General features: G+C 57.6%; 24 protein-coding genes. 16 read left to right on the top strand and 8 right to left on the bottom strand.

Annotation, left to right across the window (positions count from 1 at the left end; genetic code table 11):
• Positions 1 to 37: 37 nt before the first annotated feature.
• Positions 38 to 355: a hypothetical protein gene (locus ACZ5C3_RS08940; protein WP_464036996.1), complete on the bottom strand. Its 318-nt coding sequence runs from the start codon at positions 353 to 355 to the stop codon at positions 38 to 40.
• A gap of 190 nt (positions 356 to 545) precedes the next feature.
• Here ACZ5C3_RS08940 and ACZ5C3_RS08945 point away from each other — a divergent pair, with 190 nt between their 5' ends.
• The 6 genes from ACZ5C3_RS08945 (at position 546) to ACZ5C3_RS08970 (ending at position 4,371) form a co-directional block, all read left to right on the top strand.
• Positions 546 to 872 carry an ArsR/SmtB family transcription factor gene (locus ACZ5C3_RS08945; RefSeq protein WP_464036998.1) on the top strand — a complete coding sequence of 109 codons (327 nt, stop codon included), beginning with the start codon at positions 546 to 548 and terminating at the stop codon, positions 870 to 872.
• Between the two features lie 73 nt (positions 873 to 945).
• Positions 946 to 1,173, top strand: a complete 228-nt coding sequence (locus ACZ5C3_RS08950) for a hypothetical protein (protein WP_464038296.1) — start codon at positions 946 to 948, stop codon at positions 1,171 to 1,173.
• Positions 1,170 to 1,580, top strand: a complete 411-nt coding sequence (locus ACZ5C3_RS08955; RefSeq protein ID WP_464037000.1) for a DUF1801 domain-containing protein — start codon at positions 1,170 to 1,172, stop codon at positions 1,578 to 1,580. Before ACZ5C3_RS08950 ends, ACZ5C3_RS08955 begins: the two co-directional genes overlap by 4 nt.
• Positions 1,577 to 2,020 (top strand): SRPBCC family protein, encoded by a 444-nt coding sequence (locus ACZ5C3_RS08960; RefSeq protein ID WP_464037001.1) that lies wholly within the window; start codon positions 1,577 to 1,579, stop codon positions 2,018 to 2,020. Before ACZ5C3_RS08955 ends, ACZ5C3_RS08960 begins: the two co-directional genes overlap by 4 nt.
• Positions 2,021 to 2,121: 101 nt before the next feature.
• The gene (locus ACZ5C3_RS08965; protein WP_464037003.1) at positions 2,122 to 2,394 is read left to right on the top strand and encodes a hypothetical protein; all 273 of its coding nucleotides are present in this window, start codon (positions 2,122 to 2,124) and stop codon (positions 2,392 to 2,394) included.
• 114 nt (positions 2,395 to 2,508) lie between these two features.
• Positions 2,509 to 4,371: an acyltransferase family protein gene (locus tag ACZ5C3_RS08970; protein ID WP_464037004.1), complete on the top strand. Its 1,863-nt coding sequence runs from the start codon at positions 2,509 to 2,511 to the stop codon at positions 4,369 to 4,371.
• 23 nt (positions 4,372 to 4,394) lie between these two features.
• On the opposite strand, the gene ACZ5C3_RS08975 is transcribed toward ACZ5C3_RS08970, so the two are convergent.
• Positions 4,395 to 4,958 carry a pyridoxamine 5'-phosphate oxidase family protein gene (locus ACZ5C3_RS08975; protein ID WP_464037006.1) on the bottom strand — a complete coding sequence of 188 codons (564 nt, stop codon included), beginning with the start codon at positions 4,956 to 4,958 and terminating at the stop codon, positions 4,395 to 4,397.
• Between the two features lie 77 nt (positions 4,959 to 5,035).
• On the opposite strand from ACZ5C3_RS08975, the gene ACZ5C3_RS08980 reads away from it, so the two are divergent.
• Both ACZ5C3_RS08980 and pdxR read left to right on the top strand, forming a co-directional pair.
• Positions 5,036 to 5,704, top strand: coding sequence for a GntR family transcriptional regulator (locus ACZ5C3_RS08980; protein WP_464037008.1), 669 nt, complete (start codon positions 5,036 to 5,038; stop codon positions 5,702 to 5,704).
• Positions 5,626 to 6,579 (top strand): MocR-like pyridoxine biosynthesis transcription factor PdxR, encoded by a 954-nt coding sequence (gene pdxR / locus ACZ5C3_RS08985; protein WP_464044657.1) that lies wholly within the window; start codon positions 5,626 to 5,628, stop codon positions 6,577 to 6,579. The genes ACZ5C3_RS08980 and pdxR overlap by 79 nt, the downstream gene beginning before the upstream one ends.
• Positions 6,580 to 6,660: 81 nt before the next feature.
• On the opposite strand, the gene ACZ5C3_RS08990 is transcribed toward pdxR, so the two are convergent.
• Complete coding sequence (locus ACZ5C3_RS08990) at positions 6,661 to 7,326, bottom strand: YybH family protein (RefSeq protein WP_464044658.1); 666 nt, start codon at positions 7,324 to 7,326, stop codon at positions 6,661 to 6,663.
• Between the two features lie 50 nt (positions 7,327 to 7,376).
• On the opposite strand from ACZ5C3_RS08990, the gene ACZ5C3_RS08995 reads away from it, so the two are divergent.
• Positions 7,377 to 8,150 (top strand): HpcH/HpaI aldolase family protein, encoded by a 774-nt coding sequence (locus tag ACZ5C3_RS08995; RefSeq protein WP_464037014.1) that lies wholly within the window; start codon positions 7,377 to 7,379, stop codon positions 8,148 to 8,150.
• A 218-nt stretch (positions 8,151 to 8,368) separates the two neighbouring features.
• The gene (locus tag ACZ5C3_RS09000; protein WP_464037016.1) at positions 8,369 to 8,548 is read left to right on the top strand and encodes a hypothetical protein; all 180 of its coding nucleotides are present in this window, start codon (positions 8,369 to 8,371) and stop codon (positions 8,546 to 8,548) included.
• A 149-nt stretch (positions 8,549 to 8,697) separates the two neighbouring features.
• Here ACZ5C3_RS09000 and ACZ5C3_RS09005 read toward each other — a convergent pair whose 3' ends face one another.
• The 3 genes from ACZ5C3_RS09005 to ACZ5C3_RS09015 all read right to left on the bottom strand — a co-directional run bounded on the left by ACZ5C3_RS09005 (position 8,698) and on the right by ACZ5C3_RS09015 (position 9,919).
• Positions 8,698 to 8,937 carry a DUF6894 family protein gene (locus ACZ5C3_RS09005; protein WP_464037018.1) on the bottom strand — a complete coding sequence of 80 codons (240 nt, stop codon included), beginning with the start codon at positions 8,935 to 8,937 and terminating at the stop codon, positions 8,698 to 8,700.
• A gap of 128 nt (positions 8,938 to 9,065) precedes the next feature.
• A complete protein-coding gene (locus ACZ5C3_RS09010) occupies positions 9,066 to 9,482 on the bottom strand; it encodes a DUF1236 domain-containing protein (protein WP_464037019.1) in 417 nt (138 codons plus the stop codon).
• A gap of 221 nt (positions 9,483 to 9,703) precedes the next feature.
• Positions 9,704 to 9,919: a CsbD family protein gene (locus ACZ5C3_RS09015; protein ID WP_464038297.1), complete on the bottom strand. Its 216-nt coding sequence runs from the start codon at positions 9,917 to 9,919 to the stop codon at positions 9,704 to 9,706.
• Positions 9,920 to 10,692: 773 nt separating this feature from the next.
• On the opposite strand from ACZ5C3_RS09015, the gene ACZ5C3_RS09020 reads away from it, so the two are divergent.
• The 3 genes from ACZ5C3_RS09020 (at position 10,693) to ACZ5C3_RS09030 (ending at position 12,343) form a co-directional block, all read left to right on the top strand.
• On the top strand, positions 10,693 to 10,962 hold the full coding sequence (locus tag ACZ5C3_RS09020) for a hypothetical protein (protein WP_464037021.1): 270 nt from the start codon (positions 10,693 to 10,695) through the stop codon (positions 10,960 to 10,962).
• 199 nt (positions 10,963 to 11,161) lie between these two features.
• On the top strand, positions 11,162 to 11,341 hold the full coding sequence (locus tag ACZ5C3_RS09025; RefSeq protein ID WP_464037023.1) for a hypothetical protein: 180 nt from the start codon (positions 11,162 to 11,164) through the stop codon (positions 11,339 to 11,341).
• 462 nt (positions 11,342 to 11,803) lie between these two features.
• Entirely contained in the window at positions 11,804 to 12,343 is a 540-nt protein-coding gene (locus tag ACZ5C3_RS09030; RefSeq protein WP_464037025.1) for a DUF4142 domain-containing protein, read from the top strand.
• A 141-nt stretch (positions 12,344 to 12,484) separates the two neighbouring features.
• On the opposite strand, the gene ACZ5C3_RS09035 is transcribed toward ACZ5C3_RS09030, so the two are convergent.
• The gene (locus ACZ5C3_RS09035) at positions 12,485 to 13,387 is read right to left on the bottom strand and encodes an alpha/beta fold hydrolase (protein ID WP_464037027.1); all 903 of its coding nucleotides are present in this window, start codon (positions 13,385 to 13,387) and stop codon (positions 12,485 to 12,487) included.
• 352 nt (positions 13,388 to 13,739) lie between these two features.
• Between ACZ5C3_RS09035 and ACZ5C3_RS09040 the strand changes: the two genes are divergently transcribed.
• Complete coding sequence (locus tag ACZ5C3_RS09040; protein ID WP_464037028.1) at positions 13,740 to 14,057, top strand: hypothetical protein; 318 nt, start codon at positions 13,740 to 13,742, stop codon at positions 14,055 to 14,057.
• A gap of 14 nt (positions 14,058 to 14,071) precedes the next feature.
• Positions 14,072 to 14,692 (top strand): general stress protein, encoded by a 621-nt coding sequence (locus ACZ5C3_RS09045; protein WP_464037030.1) that lies wholly within the window; start codon positions 14,072 to 14,074, stop codon positions 14,690 to 14,692.
• Between the two features lie 267 nt (positions 14,693 to 14,959).
• Here the strand turns inward: ACZ5C3_RS09045 and ACZ5C3_RS09050 are convergent, their stop codons facing one another.
• Entirely contained in the window at positions 14,960 to 15,916 is a 957-nt protein-coding gene (locus ACZ5C3_RS09050) for a LysR family transcriptional regulator (RefSeq protein ID WP_464037032.1), read from the bottom strand.
• Between the two features lie 221 nt (positions 15,917 to 16,137).
• Between ACZ5C3_RS09050 and ACZ5C3_RS09055 the strand changes: the two genes are divergently transcribed.
• On the top strand, positions 16,138 to 16,674 hold the full coding sequence (locus ACZ5C3_RS09055; protein ID WP_464037034.1) for an OsmC family protein: 537 nt from the start codon (positions 16,138 to 16,140) through the stop codon (positions 16,672 to 16,674).
• The last annotated feature ends 83 nt before the right edge of the window (positions 16,675 to 16,757 follow it).

Consider the following 16,757-nt stretch of genomic DNA (forward strand, 5'->3'; position numbering starts at 1 on the left):
AACACTGGCGCGACGCCGGCTTTGACTATGGCCGCCGCTAAGTTGCTTTCGCAGCCTTCGAGATCAGGAAGACATGCGAGAGCGCGGCGATGATGGAAAAGAGAGCGAGCCCGAGTTCAGGGCTGTGCACCTTCTCAGGGCTATAAGTCATCGAGGCCCAGATGAAGGCGCGGACAATCAGCATGAACGCAACCATTCCCCACAGCGCCCATCGCTTCGGCGCGGACCATGTCGGCTTGCCGTCGAGACCCCACTGCATCCCGATGCGATCGCTTTTGATACGCGGCTCGAAATAGAGATTGCAGGCGATAACGAAGCCAACAGCGATCAGGAATACGAGATCAGCGGCTAACATGGGTAGCTTCCTTCGGCGTGGAGCCGCTCAGTTGGTGGCTTCGCTTGTTTAACAGGACATGCCGTCAGCAGCCTCATCGTCCTTAGCCCGGACCATAAGGATAGTTAGGCATCTGCTAACGGGCTCCTTGACTCATCCATAACCATCCAGTTATACGTAAATCCATAACCAACGAGTTATTGATTGACCGATGTCCGACGCCGCCCAAGACATGCTGTTCAGAACGCTGGCCGACCCGACGCGGCGGGCAATCTTCGAGCGCTTGTGCCGCGACGGCGAGCAGACGGTCGGCGCGCTGACGGCGCGGGCAGGGGTCTCGCAGCCGGCGGTCTCGAAACATCTCGGCGTGTTGAAGCAGGCTGGCCTCGTGCGCGATCGCCATGAAGGGCGGCAGACGCACTACAGCGCGCAGCTCAATGCGCTGTCGCCGCTGATCGACTGGGCCAGACAATTGCCCGGCTTCTGGGAGAACAAGCTCGACGATCTCGAAGATCTGCTCAAGCGGATGGACCAATGAACAGGCGAGCGAATGGTGCGCCGAGAAAACGAGAGTGCGTAGCGCGACACGCGACGTTCGTAACGTGAGGGAGTTGAACATGAGCTTATGGATTCGGCAGAGCCACCGCTGGCTGTCTATTATCTTTACGCTGACAGTTGTTGCCAATTTCGCCGCGCGAATCTTCGGTGAACCGCCTGCATGGATCACTTACTCGCCGCTGTTGCCACTTTTCCTGCTGCTATTCAGCGGGCTCTACATGTTCGCGCTGCCTTATGTCGTTAAGCAGCGCAATGCGGATGCACGAGGGCATGTGCGATGAGCAAGAGCGAATCTCCCTCGAAACTGATCGATGGACGGATCAAGGAGCTGGGTGACTGGCGCGGCGAGACGCTGGCGCGCGTTCGCGCCATTATCAAGCAGGCCGATCCAGAAGTGATCGAAGAGTGGAAGTGGCGCGGCGTGCCGGTGTGGGAGCATGACGGCATCATCTGCACCGGCGAGACGTATAAGGCCGCTGTGAAGCTGACGTTTGCGAAGGGCGCATCGCTCGACGATCCGTCAAAGCTTTTCAATTCGAGCTTGGAGGGCAACACCCGCCGCGCCATCGACATTCATGAGGGCGAGAAGATCAACGAGAAGGCGTTGAAGGCGCTCTTTCGCGCCGCTGTCGACTTGAACACGTCGGCGAAAGCCAAAAGGAAAACCGCGAAGAAGAAGGAGGCATGATGAACACCACAACGGAAACGCTGTCCGTCGTCGTCGAGCGCGACATTCCTCATCCGCCGGAAAAGATCTGGCGCGCGCTGACGCAGCCGCATCTGATCTCCGAATGGCTGATGAAGAACGACTTCAAGCCGGTGGTCGGCCATCGCTTTAATCTCAGCATGGACCCGCAACCGGCCATGCCCATCGTGCTCGATTGCGAGGTGCTGGCTATCGAGCCGCACAAGACGCTGTCCTATACGTGGGATTTCCCGAACGAGAACCCGGCCTTCGCGCTGAAGAGCGTGGTGACGTTCACGCTCACGCCGACCGAGAGGGGCACACATCTGCGTATGGAGCAGGCGGGCTTCCGGCCGGATCAGAAACAGGCCTATGGCGGCGCCAAATTCGGCTGGCAGAAATACCTCGCCAGCCTGGAAGAGATCGCGGCCCGGTCAAATTGACATCCGCCGGTCATCATTCACTGGCTGTCAAATGCGCATTCATCTGCTATGAGAGCCCCGCCTTGTCCTGATCAGGCGGGGTTTTCATTTTGGGCGTACGAATGAGCAGACTGATCGTTGCGATCATCATGGCCGTTATCGCCGGGGCGGCCGTACAGGCCGAGACCTTCGTGCAATCGCCGCTGTTGCCGCGCATGACCGGCGCTTTCATCTCGCCTTTCGCCCCGGCCGAAGCCGTCACCTGTGAAGATCGCTTTCAGTCGGTCTGCGCACGTCCGTGCACGACATGGGCTGGCGCGCAGCCGGACTTTCAGTTTTCCTACGACATCTGCGTGGCCAGGTGCCCGAGGGCCATCCATGGCACGTGCAGGTGAGGGGCTAAATTCGGCGATATAATACCTGTTGCGTCGAGGTCGCGTCGCTCAAAGAAAGGCCGTGCGGAACCGCTCCTGAGTTTTCAAACCGGGCGGGGTGTGCTTAGAAACGGCATGCATCCCGCTTCGGAACATCGCCGCGACATCGATTGGCTACGGGCCATCGCCGTCATCACGGTGATCGGCTTTCATTTCGAGCTCCCCGGTTTCCGGGGTGGCTTTGTCGGCGTCGATATTTTCTTCGTGATTTCCGGTCTGCTGATCGGCCGGATCATCCAGTCGGAGATGGCGGCAGGGACGTTCTCGTTTCTTGCTTTCTATGAGCGCCGCATCCGCCGGCTCATCCCGGCGCTATACGTTATGCTGGTGATTGTCGCGCTGGTGGGCAACGGTGTGCTGTTCGGTTCCGACCGATCGGAGTTTCTCCGCTCCATCCTGGGCGTGGCGACCTTCACATCGAACATCATGTTCTGGTCGCAGAGCGGGTATTTCGAGCGTGCAGCGTCGGAAAAGCCGCTGCTTCACACTTGGTCGCTCGGTATCGAAGAGCAGTTCTATATTCTGCTGCCGCTGATTCTGTGGCTGGTGTTTCGCATACAGAACATCGCCGTTCGTCGCGCATGCATCGCGGCGCTCGCGGTCTGTTCGTTCATCGTCAGCCAATGGCTTGTGAATACCGATACGGCAGCGGCCTTTTTCCTCATCCAGTCTCGCGCATGGGAATTGCTCGCGGGCGTGATGCTGGCATGGCTGCCCGTGATGCGCCTCGGTTGGTTTGCCCATGTGCTGCGCATCGTAGGCCTGACTATGATTACAATCGCGGTGCTGTCCTACACGCCGCGCATCGCATTTCCCGGCTTCAATGCGCTGCTTCCGGTTGCAGGCGCAGCATTGTTTCTGTCGGCTGGACCATCGTCCTTGCGTGCACGCCCCATCGAACTCATCGGCCAGATGTCCTATTCGCTGTATCTGTGGCACTGGCCGATTTTCACGCTGGCGAAGCTGTCTTCAATTACTCAGACGGTCACGGCGGCGGAGAAGCCTGCTTTGTTCGCGCTGCTCGCTGTGGCAGCCTCAGCGTCGTACTTCCTGGTTGAACGCCGCGTCCGCTATGCGCCTGTTTCGCAGCGGACAGTTTTTGCCGGCTCCGCAGTGGCCACAGTGTTGCTGGTGGCGGTTGCCGTTCTCGGACCAACCAGCATCAACGCGTCAACGCCAATCTCGCACGAAAAAACGTATGAGACGCAACTTGCCTCGGCCTATGACGGAGCCTGCTTCGCCCAGGATTGGACGCGCAACAAGCATCCTGAATGCTTTACCTTCGATCAGCAGAAGCCGGTTGCGCTGTTATGGGGCGATAGCCTCGCGGCGCAGTATTATCCGGGACTGAGCGAAGAAGTCCCGAACAATCTCACCCTGTTGGAAGCGACGGGTGCCGCATGCTTTCCGACATTCAACCCGATCTTCTGGCAAAAGGATTATTGCGCACCATTGGCAAACAACGTCAGGGCGTTCCTGAAGACCACGCCCGTTCGTTTGTTGATCATCTCGGGGGACTGGCTCACCTATAGCCAGGACGCCGGCATGGAAAAGTTCATCTCAAACCTGAAAGCGACCATCGCAGAAGTCGGCGTTCCCGTTGTTCTTGTCGGCCCTTCCATTCAATTCAAAGGCCGGCTTCCGTCCATCCTGGCCCGCGCCTATGCACGTACAGGAAAACTGCCAGCAACGCGGGATATCCTGCTCGATGACGTCGTGAAGCTGGATGGCGATATGAAATCTGCTTTTGCGTCGGTGGAAAGCGTCACCTACATCTCTGCGCTGGACACGATTTGTCCGCGCGCGAATTGTCCGCTGGTTGTTGGCAACGATGTCCCCCTTATCTTTGATCATGCACACATGACCGTGGAGGGCTCCAAACATGCCGGGCATGTGTTGGCACCGCTGATCTTCTCGCACAAAGTCGCAGCACCTTAGCCAATGCGCATGAGGCGTCTTGGCTAAAGATCGCCGGAAGGTGCGATAGCTCTCGGCGTCTTTGTTCTGTCTTTTGCAGGCCACTGTTCGGAAAGCGGAGGCATCGCCGTTTCTTTTCCGGTCATGCGCTCGACCGCGATCGCATACACTGTGATGATGTCGAGTCGTGGGAAAAATCCCTTGGGCCGTTGCGTGTCCGGCTTTCCGTACTTCGCCATTAACGCCTCACAGAAACGTTGCTTGGCATCTCCATCATCGACGATCCGTATTTTCCCGAACAGGCACACGCTTCGATAGGCAAGGCCGGAGTCACATTCGAACCGGCCGTAGTCAAAGACGCCTTCCTGTTCAGCGATTGAAAAACAGACGCGCTGATCCCACTCGACGTTCGTGCGCAGATGCCCGCCAGCGCTCGTGGTGTGCAGATAAATTTCACCGTCAATCCAGACGTAGAGCAGCGGGATGCAATAGGGCGAGCCGTTCTCGCTGACCGTCGCGAGATGGCCGCTATATGCTTGCGCCAGCGTGTCGCGCATATGGTCATCGGACATGGTGCGGTCCGCGCGGCGGATTTGCGGTGAGCTCATGACCTGGTGCATTCCCTGTCGCTGTTCGAACGAACGCGCATTTCGGATTTCATTGCGATCGGAAATAGGATAGAAAAATGTGGTCTTATGAAAAGTGCCACTTATCGCTCATGGGGCATACCACTTTGCCAAGCTCGAAGGCTGTCGTATCAAGGGAGAAGAGCAAGCGAAGCTGGGCGGAGCTCTATGCGCTTGAGATCGACCGCGCAGCGGACGTGACGGTGTTTCACCAGATCTATCTGCAGCTGCGGTCGGCGATCCTGTCAGGAACGCTGCATCCTGCGACCAAACTGCCGTCGACGCGCGCGCTCGCCGCGCAGCTCGGCGTGTCGCGCTCTGCGGTGGTGTCGGCTTTCGAACAGCTTCTTGCTGAGGGCTATGCTACCGGCAAGAGCGGGGCAGGGACCTTCATCGCGTCGGATCTCCCTGAACCGTTCGGCGCGTCTCATGGCCGCAAGAAGCGGTCGGCATCAGCCGCGAAGCCGGTCACTCCTTTGCAGGGCCCTAGTGACTCTATCGACGTGACGATGCAAAGCGACGAGCGCCCCTTCAATTTGGGCCGAACGCTGGTGGACGCGCGCACCGCCGAGCAGTGGCGCAAACTCAGCGCGCACGCATGCTGCGGTCCTTCGGGCGGCATCATCTTGGCTATGGCGATCTGCACGGCATGCCGGAACTACGCAAGTCCGTGTGTGACTATCTCCTGGCCGCGCGTGGCGTGCGGTGCGAGCCTGAACAAGTGGTGATCACAGCGGGCACCCAACAAGCGATCGATATCATTGCCCGCGTCGTGCAGGCTCCGGATAAAGAAGTTTGGGTCGAGGATCCGGGTTATTCATTGACCCGTCTGACGCTGCTTGCAGCGGGTGCGAAGGTGTGTCCCATCCCGGTCGATCAATTCGGCATCAACGTGACTGACGGCATTCGCCGGGCGCCGAAAGCCCGCGCTGTTTTCATCACGCCATCGCACCAGTTTCCGAAGGGCGTTGTGCTGTCGATGGCGCGGCGCCTCGAACTCGTGGCATGGGCGCGGGAGTCAGGGGCGTTGATCGTCGAGGACGACTACGCCAGTGAATTCCGCTATGGCGGCCGGCCGCTCGCGTCACTGCAGGGGCTCGATGAAGATGAGCGTGTCATCTACGTGGGAACGCTCAACAAGGCGCTTTTTCCGGGACTCCGGCTGGGCTACGCCGTCCTGCCGCCTTCACTCGTGCAGGCCTTCGTGACCACGCGCTACCTCATGGATCGCCAGCCATCGAGCCTTTGTCAGGCTGTGGTCACTGCCTTCATGGAAGAGGGGCACTTTACGGCTCACATCCGCAGGATGCGGGAGATGTATCGCGACCAGCGGGACGCGCTTGTTGCCGCGCTCAGGCGCCGTCTGGGTGATCACCTGACTGTCGATCCGCCGGACCAGGGAATGCATCTGGTGGCCTACACGCGGAAGGGGCTATCGGACGTCAGGATCGAACAGGCCGCACGCGAACACGGCGTCATCGTTCGTGCCATGAGCCGTCTGCATGTTGAGGCACCAGCGCAATCGGCGCTGATGCTGGGCTTTAGCGGCTATCCGCAGCAGATCATTCCATCGGCGGTTGCGCCGCCTGGCGCGCGCCTTTGAACGATAAAGCGTTGCCCCGCGTGTCGTGGTTACGGCCGCCCGTTCTTTGCGGACGGCTGTCTCGCAGTGTTGGGCCACCTGTCAGGTATCGAGCAGGGTCGTGCCGTAGAAATTGTCGATAATGCAAAGCCATTTTCCGTCGCTGCCTTTACGGAAAACATGGGTCGCGCGGCCCACGACGGAAGTGTTAGCGCCGTCAGCATCCACGGTATCCACGATGCTCTCCATGATGACGAGCGCGGTGTCGCCACTCTCGATCACCTTCATGTCGCCTTGTCTGATTGTCATCTGGCGATTGAAGTGGTCAGCGATGGCAATGAGCGCCTTTTGGATGCGTGCCTTGCCGGTCACGTTCAGTCCCGGCCTTACAACCATCGTTGCGCCCTCGGCGTAGAATGCCATCACGGCCTCGAAATCTTCCGCCATGATGGCGCGATCCGCGGCTTCGATTACCTGTCTCAGTTCATGTTCCGGCATGTTCGTCTCTGGTTTGGCCTGCGAGACGGACAACAAAAAACCCGCCTCGGGGGCGGGTTGCTTCGGTGAACAAAGACGCGCGCAAACCCACCATTCAATGAATGGTGCGAATAATGCGAAAGGTCTGGGCGCGACGCTTGTCCATACAGGCCATGTATCACATGCGCCGCCGATGTCCAGCGGGTGAGGGCGCGCATGATATTCTGTTGCGGGATCGTTCACGCAGCCTGCATAAACCGCAAAAGGTGATACGTTGCGCGCCGGGTTCAAGCCGCTGGGCAGTCTGGCGACTTAATTGTCTGAACGAAAGGTCTCGCATAATGGAAATGCCGCGTAACCGCTTCAAGGCCGCGATCAAGCAAGGCAAGTTGCAGATCGGCTTATGGAATAGCCTCTGCAGCCCGTTTGCCACTGACGTCATCGCCGACAGCGGATTCGACTGGATCTTGCTCGACACTGAGCACGCGCCGAACGAAATCCCGAATGTCATGGCGCAGCTGCAGGCGCTGACCACCAGCAGCGCCACTCCGATTGTGCGGCCGGCGTGGAACGACACGGTGCTGCTGAAGCGCGTGCTCGACATCGGCGCGCAGGCGGTGCTGGTGCCGTTCGTGCAGAACGCGGAAGAGGCGAAGCGTGCGGTGGCGGCGTGCCACTATCCGCCGTCCGGCGTGCGCGGCGTCACCGGCTCCGGCCGCGCCAGCCGCTTCGGCCGCGTGAAGGATTACCTGAAGCAGGCCAACGACGAAATCTGCGTGCTGGTGCAGGTGGAGACGTCGGAAGCGATCAGCCATCTCGAAAAGATCGCAGCGGTGCCGGGCATCGATGGCATCTTCGTGGGACCTGCGGACCTCGCGGCCTCCATGGGTCACATCGGTAATTCCGCGCACCCAGATGTACAGGCCGCGATCCAAGACGTCGTGACGCGGTTGAAGAAGGTCGGCAAGCCCGCCGGCATCCTCACGCCGAACGAAGCAGAGGCCGATCGCTACATCGAGTGGGGCTATACCTTCGTGGCTGTCGGCAGCGACCTCGGACTCTTGTCAAAGAACGCCGATGCGCTGGCCAAGCGCTTCGCTGCGGCGAAGAAGTAAGACGCGATCATCGCAAAGCGTCTGCAGAGCAGGCGCGTTCTTTGATGTATCTGGCGGAGCGCGATGCGCTCCGCCAGAACTGGTGAGGCGTCTTTGAAACCTTTCCACGTTCACAATGTTATCATCCCGCAGCGGAACCGGGTTGACTGGCAGTTGCTAAAAAAGCCGCTCGGCGTAATGCCCGTGCGGCTTTTTTCTTTGACTGGAGGGAGGACGACATGCCGAACGACAAGGAGCTAAAGCCGAATGACTTCCCTGTTGAAGTCGAAGGCGAGCAATTGGTCACCGCGGACGGAAAGCCAATTGCCAAAGCTCGGGCGCCTGAAGTCGCGCAGGACTTAGCGGACCGTCTCAATGAAGATGAGTACCGCAAAGAACAGGAGAAGTGGTCGGCCTGAAAGCGGACGCATCGACTGATGGTGCTGTTAACAGACTTGAGCAGAGGTGAGCACGGCATCGCTTACACTCAAGAGGCATCACAAGCCGCCCCGTCACTTCTTAGCGAGATCGCCCGTCTGACAACGCGCGCCGCCTCATCAAGTCACTGCTAATCGACCATACTCCGAGCAGTCGGTTTAATGTGGATCTCAAAGAGCGTGTTCTCAAATTCGTCCGCGACTCGCATACACCAGTCTTGACCGGGCTTCAGGTCGCCATCCAATTCCTTCAAAAGCTCGCCCGCTGAGGTGGTCGCCTCATGCCATGCTGCTCGGATATCCGGAAGTTCAAGACCATCTAGATCGAGTCGTTGATGAATATGGCGCACGTGAAAGAAATATAGAGGCATCAGAAAAACTCCGTCGGAGCTTGGAGGTGCACCCGCTCAAAGCGAGCGCACTCCAATCTCCGACAGCAAGGGGTGTTGTGCACACTTGGGGTCGCTTTGCTAAGCGAAAATGGATATCGCCCCTTGGGCTATTCAACGATTTCAACGATACGCCGCGTTCGCGGTTCGACGAGCACGGTCCGACCGTTCACAACAGTGTAACGGTATTCGCGGGCTCCATACTCTGGCGGAACGTCGTAGTAGGTAACTCCGTCTGCAGGTAGCTCCGCGCCGACGACCACATCGCGCGAATAAGTATAAGATGGCCGATGTTGCTCAACGACGTAACTGCGGAAGCGAGGGCGCTCATCGACGCCTAAGACACCGGCAACGCCACCGGCGACGCCGCCCAGCACGCCGCCAACAACGGCTCCAACCGGTCCTGCTGCGCGTTCTCCTTCGCGGGCACCGCGGTCGACGCCGCCCGGCACACCTTGTGCACTTGCTGTAAGAGGAATGGCCGTCGTTGCGAGGATGAGCGCGAGTTTAGCGTATGAACGAAACATTTGGTTCTCCCAATGAATTGTGAGGGACGAACAGACTTGTGTTGGATATGTTCCGTAAGCGCTTGCTGCTTCGCCCATAATCTTGAACACTTCGCCGCCTTGTTTCGTCGTGTGTTGCAAGCGGACCCCGGTCCTTTTGCCGGCGTTGTGGTTTCACCATCGTGCTCTCCAAGAAAAAGCCCCCGCAAATGCGGGGGCCAATGGTGTGGTGTCGAAAATAGTTACAGGGGCTTCTTGAGGGCGTCGGCAGTTTTATCAACGGCTTCTTTTGTCGTGTTCTTCGCGTCGCCCGACAATTTCTGGGCATCGCCTTTGAGTTCTTGCGCCGCGCCTTCCGATTTCAATTTGTCGGATCCGACGACACTGCCAATGCCTTGCTTAGCCTTGCCAAGAGCCTCGTTGGCCAAACCCGCAGCTTTATCTGTATTCCCGCTCATGTCCGTGCCTATCTGTTTGTGTGTAGATACGAACATCGCGAGAGTACGTTTGTTCCGAAAAAGCTAGCCAATTCATAAGGCCGCCGACTTATCATTCGCACGTCATAACGGAACAGAGCGAGCGAGGCAGGGAACAGCAGGAGCAACGGTTCGTTGTGTAATTAGAATGGGCGCTTAATGCTCCTGGAGGACACAGCGATGGATACCACCACGCTTTTGATTATTGTGCTTCTGATTCTACTGCTCGGCGGTGGTGGCTGGTATGGTCGTGGACGTTGGTACTGAATGACACGTCCGGTCTGGCTTTGTCTTGTCCGCGTTCTGATTTTAAGCAGTCCGGCAGGCCTTCCATCGCAAAGCGACCGGAGGCGAATTTACCCAGCGTGAGGCTTGGGCGAGTTCGCGTTAGCTACGAGCGAAGCGGCGCACGTGTTCGTCTTGTCATCATCATCTGCAGTTTTATGTTGACGGTCACGGGGACGATGAGCCGCGCCGCGGTGGAGGAGATCAAGCTTCCACCCGGGGTGACGTGCGAGGTCGTTCGCGAGATGGTTACCCTGCATGGCACGCTGGCTGCGTATGCGTGGGCCAAAGTAAATGGCTATTCCAGGCGAGAGATAGCGCAAGCGCGGAAGTGCCTTCGCACCTGAATCTCACCTCTCGCCCACTCGGCAAAACGCCCGAAACAATTCATCTGCAATTAACCTCGAAGATTCTAAGCGTGCAACCATTCGCGGTATCGAACGTCGGTTGCACAACAGTCAGGACGGACAATGCCAAATCTTTATGATGTCCATGCCGCTCGAATTGCCCAATTGCATCGCGAGTCTTGTGAGATCCGTCAGTACGCCATCGGCGGCGAGGCAGATATTGATGGATGGCGGCTCTCCCGAATGATGAGAGACGCTCAGACGCCGGCGCAAGCCGTTGATGCCGATTGCAAACTGAACGCGTGGATTAAGGAAACACATTTAAACAACCAACCCGCTTGGCGACCGTTCCGAGCTTTTTTTGCTGACGATATCGGAGTGTCACTGCGGTAGACGTTGCGTTGGCTGCGCGCCTTAATTGGCGCGCGGCTTTTGTCGCGAGGTGGCCGAACCCGAAAGTGTGATCAGGTCGCGTCCGATAAGCCGTGCAACGGATACGTAACAGGAGTAAGGAACTTCGATCACCGCCCCGCCCTCGGCTTGTATCGGTGACTGAGAGTATTGCGCTCCCGCCTGATCCGGGAGTGCCCCTATGCCAGACTACAGAGCCTATCTCATTGGCCGTGACGGCCACTTTTTCAACGCTGAGGAACTGGTTTGCGATAGCGACGAAGTCGCCATTGAATCCGCAAAACAACTTGTCGACGGCCACGATGTTGAGCTTTGGCACGGTAATCGCAGAGTTGCGAGGTTCGATGCGGAGAGAGAGTAGGCCCCTCAGCGTTCTATTTTCGATAATGTCATGGATGCTTCCCCAACTTGTGCGGAAGCGTTCGGGGTTTGTTTAGGTTCGTAAAACTATCCCAACTTAAGACTCGTGTTCCTATGTCGGGACGAGCACATTGGACCATCACCGCTCCATCATTGGCAGCTATCGGTGACAGAGAGTTTTGCGCTCCCGCCCATTCGAAAGGCGAGCGCCATGCATGAAATAGATAAGCATTTCTGCCCGTACTGCGGTTCTCAATTGGCCGCCGCTGATAAAGGCGTGCGCACGAAACATTCGTGCGATAAGTGCGACGCTGATCCACTGCGATCCGCCAAAGTGCGCGCGCTGATCAATCGGCCCGGCCTTCAGCCACCAGAAGAAGAGTAGTCCGCTTTGGGAACGAGTTTCTCGCTTTGCCGTTACTTTGAGGGGCTGCATTCGCGCTCTCGATGAGGAATTCTTTTAATGAAAACCGTTTCTCTCTTAGCTGTCGCTGGCTGTTTGATGTCTACCGCTGTGTTCGCGCAATCGGTTGGAGAGAAGACAGGCGTCAATTCAACGCTCGGCGTCGCTCCCTCGACTGCTGATTTCGTGAAGGAGGCGGCAACAAGCGATCTTACTGAGATTGCCGTTGCCAAGGTCGCTCTTGAGAAAGGCAATGTGGACGAGAAAAAGTTCGCGAACCAGATGGTGACCGACCATACGAAGACCAGCTCAGAACTGAAGGCGCTTGTGACGGGCAACGGAATCAAGGCTGAAATCCCCGCCGCGCTCGACAGTTCGTCGCAGAAAAAGGTCGATAAACTCAAGGATACAAAGCCGGCGGATTTCGCAGGCGAATATGACCCGATGCAAGTCGGTGCTCACAAGGATGCAGTTTCGCTCTTCGAACGTTACGCCAAGGGTGGCGACAATCCAAAATTGAAAGAGTGGGCCGGTAAGACACTGCCGCATCTTCAGCATCATTTGGAGATGGCGCAGGCTCTCGACAAAAATCGAAAATGAGACTCTGAACCCACGGACGATACAGGCGGGCCTTGGTGCCCGCCTTTTTTATGGAAGAGACCATCCAGAGACCGTCCATTGTTCGATTCAATTAGGAAGGGCGGTCCCATCAGCAGTCGGCGTTGCGGATCACGGACATCGTTAGTGCAGCGTCTCAGCTGCCGCTTCGTCGATTGCCGCCATTAAATGATCGGTCGAAGACTGTTGGATCATGTGACCGGCTCCCGCGATACGGTGAAACTTGCTCTGCTTGACTTCGTCGTGCAGGCGGCTTGATTGCTCATCGATATCGATGATCCGGTCATTTTCGCCTGCAAGGATGATCGTCGGCATCGCAAGTTCGTTGTATGTCTTTGCGGACGCAAATGCGGCGGGGATCATCAAAGCCGTTTCTGCTGCGCCGGCGCGGATCTGCGATGGCCGGACGGCCATTTCCTTGGGAAAGCCTGCAAATTTCTCCGGAACCGATCGCGGCCCGAACATCTTGCGCATCATGGCTGGCCACAGCAACCGGCTGGCGATCGGTGAGATGGTGGCGCTGAAGATATCGCCAAGCCCCGGTATAGCGGGTGACGACAAGGCCACTACGTCAGCGCGCGCAGTTGGGAAATAATATCCCGATGCCAGCACCAAAGCCTCGACAAAAGAAGGATGTTTGGTCGCGAGGGCAACGGCGACAGACGCTCCCCACGAATGTCCAAGTACGATCGCCTTCTGAACATTCAGCTTATCAAGTGCCTTCATGAACAGATCTGCTTGCGCCTCCGGCGTCCAAACGACATTCCGGGGTCGCAAGCTATGTCCAAATCCCGGGCGGTCGAACACGATCACCCTGTAATTCTCGGCCGCCAGATCAATCAGGCCACTCGACTCGAAATCCTGGATCATGCTGCCGTTGCCGTGAAAGAGAACCAGCGGCCGGCCGTCTCCGCGTTCCACGTAATGCAGACGCACCCCGTCGATGTCGGCGAACTGCCCCTGCGGGGGATTATCGCGCTGCGCCTTCTTGGCAAGCTGCCGGTTGACGATCGCCGTGGCTACCAAGACACCGGCTGCTGTCGCGGCGACGGTTACTCCCGGATAGCTCCTCGCCAAAGCGAGACAGTTTGAAAGGAATGATGAGGATCGTCTGTGCCGGAGCGTCATGTGCAGGACCTTGGTCGGACTGCACGATGACTCAGATATTGAGGAATGTTGCAGCACATGGTGAATGGGCGAGATGTCCGTTCGTTCCGTTCCCGCAAACTCGCATGTGAGGTGATATCTCGATCTTCATGTCTCTCTCTCAAGCATCATTTCGCGGCCATTCACCGCAGCACGCGACTCATTCGTCGTGGATAAGGAACTAACACGGCAACGAAAGGTTACGAGCGCTCCTACTCTCTTGGAGAACACAATGAAACGCTCAATTCTTTTCGCCTGCATCGGCTTTCTGGCCGCGACGACAGCATCAGCTCAGAGCCCGCCGGCGCAGTCGGGACCCAATAACAACGCGGTCAACAGCTCTGGGCAGAACAATTCGGATGCACCTGTTGCGGGTCGTAACAGCTTTACGGAAGGCCAGGCCAAATCAAAAATCGAAGACGCCGGCTATACGAACGTCTCCGAACTGAAAAAGGATGACAACGGTGTTTGGCGTGGCAAGGCGAGCAAAGATGGCTCCTCCGCGGCGGTCAGCGTCGATTTCCAAGGCAACATCAACGCTGCAAAGTAACGGAAGGATTCCAAATGACCGCTACAATTTCTCGACTTTACGATAACTATGCCGAAGCTCAAAAAGCCGTTCAGAACCTTGAAGGGGCCGGGGTGCCTCACTCCGACATCAGCATTGTGTCGAATAATTCCGACAACTGGTTCAGCACTGACAAGAAGGTCGATCGCGACCATGATGGCGTCGATGATCGTGCCGAGGGAGCAGGGAAGGGCGCCGGCATCGGCGCAGGTGTTGGTGGCGCGGCTGGATTGCTCGCTGGCCTTGGCTTGCTCGCGATCCCCGGGCTCGGACCAGTGGTTGCCGCCGGATGGCTGGCTGCAACAGCGGTCGGTGCTGCAGCGGGCGCCGCAACGGGCGGCATTGTAGGTGCACTCACGGAAGCTGGCGTCTCAGAAGAAGATGCGCACTCTTATGCTGAAGGTGTCCGACGCGGTGGCACGCTTGTCTCCGCACGCGTTCCGGAGGCAGATCGCACTCGTCTTGACGCGGTTCTGAATAAGTCTGGTGTCAACTTGCGTGATCGCAGCGCGGCTTGGCAGAAATCGGGTTGGAAAACATTCGATCCCGGCAGCAAGCCCTATGGTGCCGATGACGTCCGCAAAGAGCGTCAACTCTACGGCGGCAGCCTTCGCTAATCACTAACGAAATGGCCCGCTTCGGCGGGCCGTTTTTTTTGATCAGAACGATTGCGTTTCGCCTCATCTCGCACAGTGTGGCCATTCGCACCTCTTGCGATCTTGGACTTCTGTCAAAGAACGCCGACGCGCTCGCCAAGCGTTTTTCTGCTGCGAAGAAGGCTTAGACGATAGCGCAACGCACTCCTCAGATCTCGCGGAGTTTGAGCTTAGCCAGATCCTCCATCGCTTCCGGTAAGCGTGATCGCACGCCGGGAAGTAATACGGCTATCGAGCCTGTCGTTTTGCATCGGTTGCGCCGGCTCGGGTTTGCAAACTGGCTTTCCATTTTCCGGCTTTGATTTGCTTGAGAACAAGCGCCTCGAGGCATTTGATCAGTTCCTGAATCGCCGGCGAGTGCTCACGGTCGCGGCGCGTAGCAAGCGTCCATTTGACCGACATGCCCCGGATAGGAATGGCTGTGAGCAGGTTGTCCGATACGTCTTGTTGAACCGCCGATCTTGGCAAAATGGCAGATCCAACGCCCCGCCTGGCAAGTTCGAGTAGCATCGACAGCGTATTGGTTTCCGAGGCAATTTTAGGCTGAAGATCCAGTTGCTGAAAGGCGACATCAACCCGCCATCGAATGTAATTGGGAAGTTTGTACAGGACGAGCGGCAGTGTCGAGATATCGGACATCGTGAGCCGCGACTTGGAAGGCGAGCAGGCTGGGGCACTTGCGAGCACCATTTCCTCGGTCGCCAGGATCTTGACCGAGGTATTCCGCAGATGCGATCGCGTCGAAAACATCAACGCCATGTCGAGCTCTCCGTCGATGAGCTTGTCGCCCACGAGATTGCTGATCCCCTCGTGAACGAAGAGATTCACCCGAGGAAACTTCCTGCTGTACATTTCGATCAGTGGCCCATTGATAACAGCCACCAGAGAGGGTGGTAACCCGATCGCGATGCTTCCGCTCGGTTCGCGATCGAGCGTTGCGACATCCTCCTGCAATTCATCAAGCTGCCGTACCACGTTTAGCGCCCTGGTGCTGAGCGTGAGCCCTGCAGGCGTCAAACTAATTCCGCGCTGGTGACGGACGAACAGTTGCGCGTGGAGCTCGCGCTCCAACAGGGCAATGCGCCTGCTGAGCGTCGGCTGGCTCAGGTTCAACACCTGCGCAGCTCGCCCGAAACTTCCGAGCTCCGCGATCCTGAGAAAGCAACGTAGCGACTGAGCGTCCATCAATCATTCCGAAGGCGTTTGAGCGACACCGCGTCAGACATACCGGAAATGGCGGTCCCGCTGTGTGTCTAGGTTTGCGTGCAGTTGGTGCGCGAGGGATCATACATAAAATGCATCGCAGCGATAGCTGGTTTGTCGGATTTCAATGGGGGGGCAGCTCTCTATAGTGGGCCCATCGCCTGACGATATCGCGGTGATGTTGTAATGATGGAGGAAATGGAATGAACATAACTGTAAAGCCCGAGTACATCGAAGCCGACGGCACATCATTGACCGGACGGTTTCCGATCAGCTTCGAGTTGGAGGGATATTCCTCAGGAAAGCGAAGGAACGACGTCAAGGTCGGGATGGTCGAGCCGGTGCGTCTTCAGCTCTGGGACCTGGCAAGCGATGAAGGAAAATTCCATGGAGGCGACGAAACCGCACCCAAGCCTCTCGCGCTTTTCACGGCTGGCGTGGTCACCTGTTTCATGACGCAGATGCGCACGTTTGCGCGGCAGTGCGGCGTGCAGGTTCGCGGGTTGAACACGAAAGCCAGGTTTGAATGGTACGCGCAGCGCAACGGTCAGGATCCTTACGTCGCGCACCCTAATCAATTTGTGCTCGATATCGAATTCGACACGGACTCTTCGCTGGAAGCGCAGAAGCGTCTCATTCGAGCCGCTGCAAAGGGCTGCTTCGCGGAACAAATCCTGTCAGTCGATCTCGTGCACCGCCTCAAGCATGGCGATGAATGGGTCGTGTGTGAAGTCGATTAGCCTTTGGTCATCAAGGCATCCCGCGCGGGTGTGAGCATCCGCGCGGTCAAGACACAAGAGCAGTCAATGCTCAAGGCGAAGGG

This window comes from Afipia dichlorophenoxyacetatis, assembly GCF_055386385.1.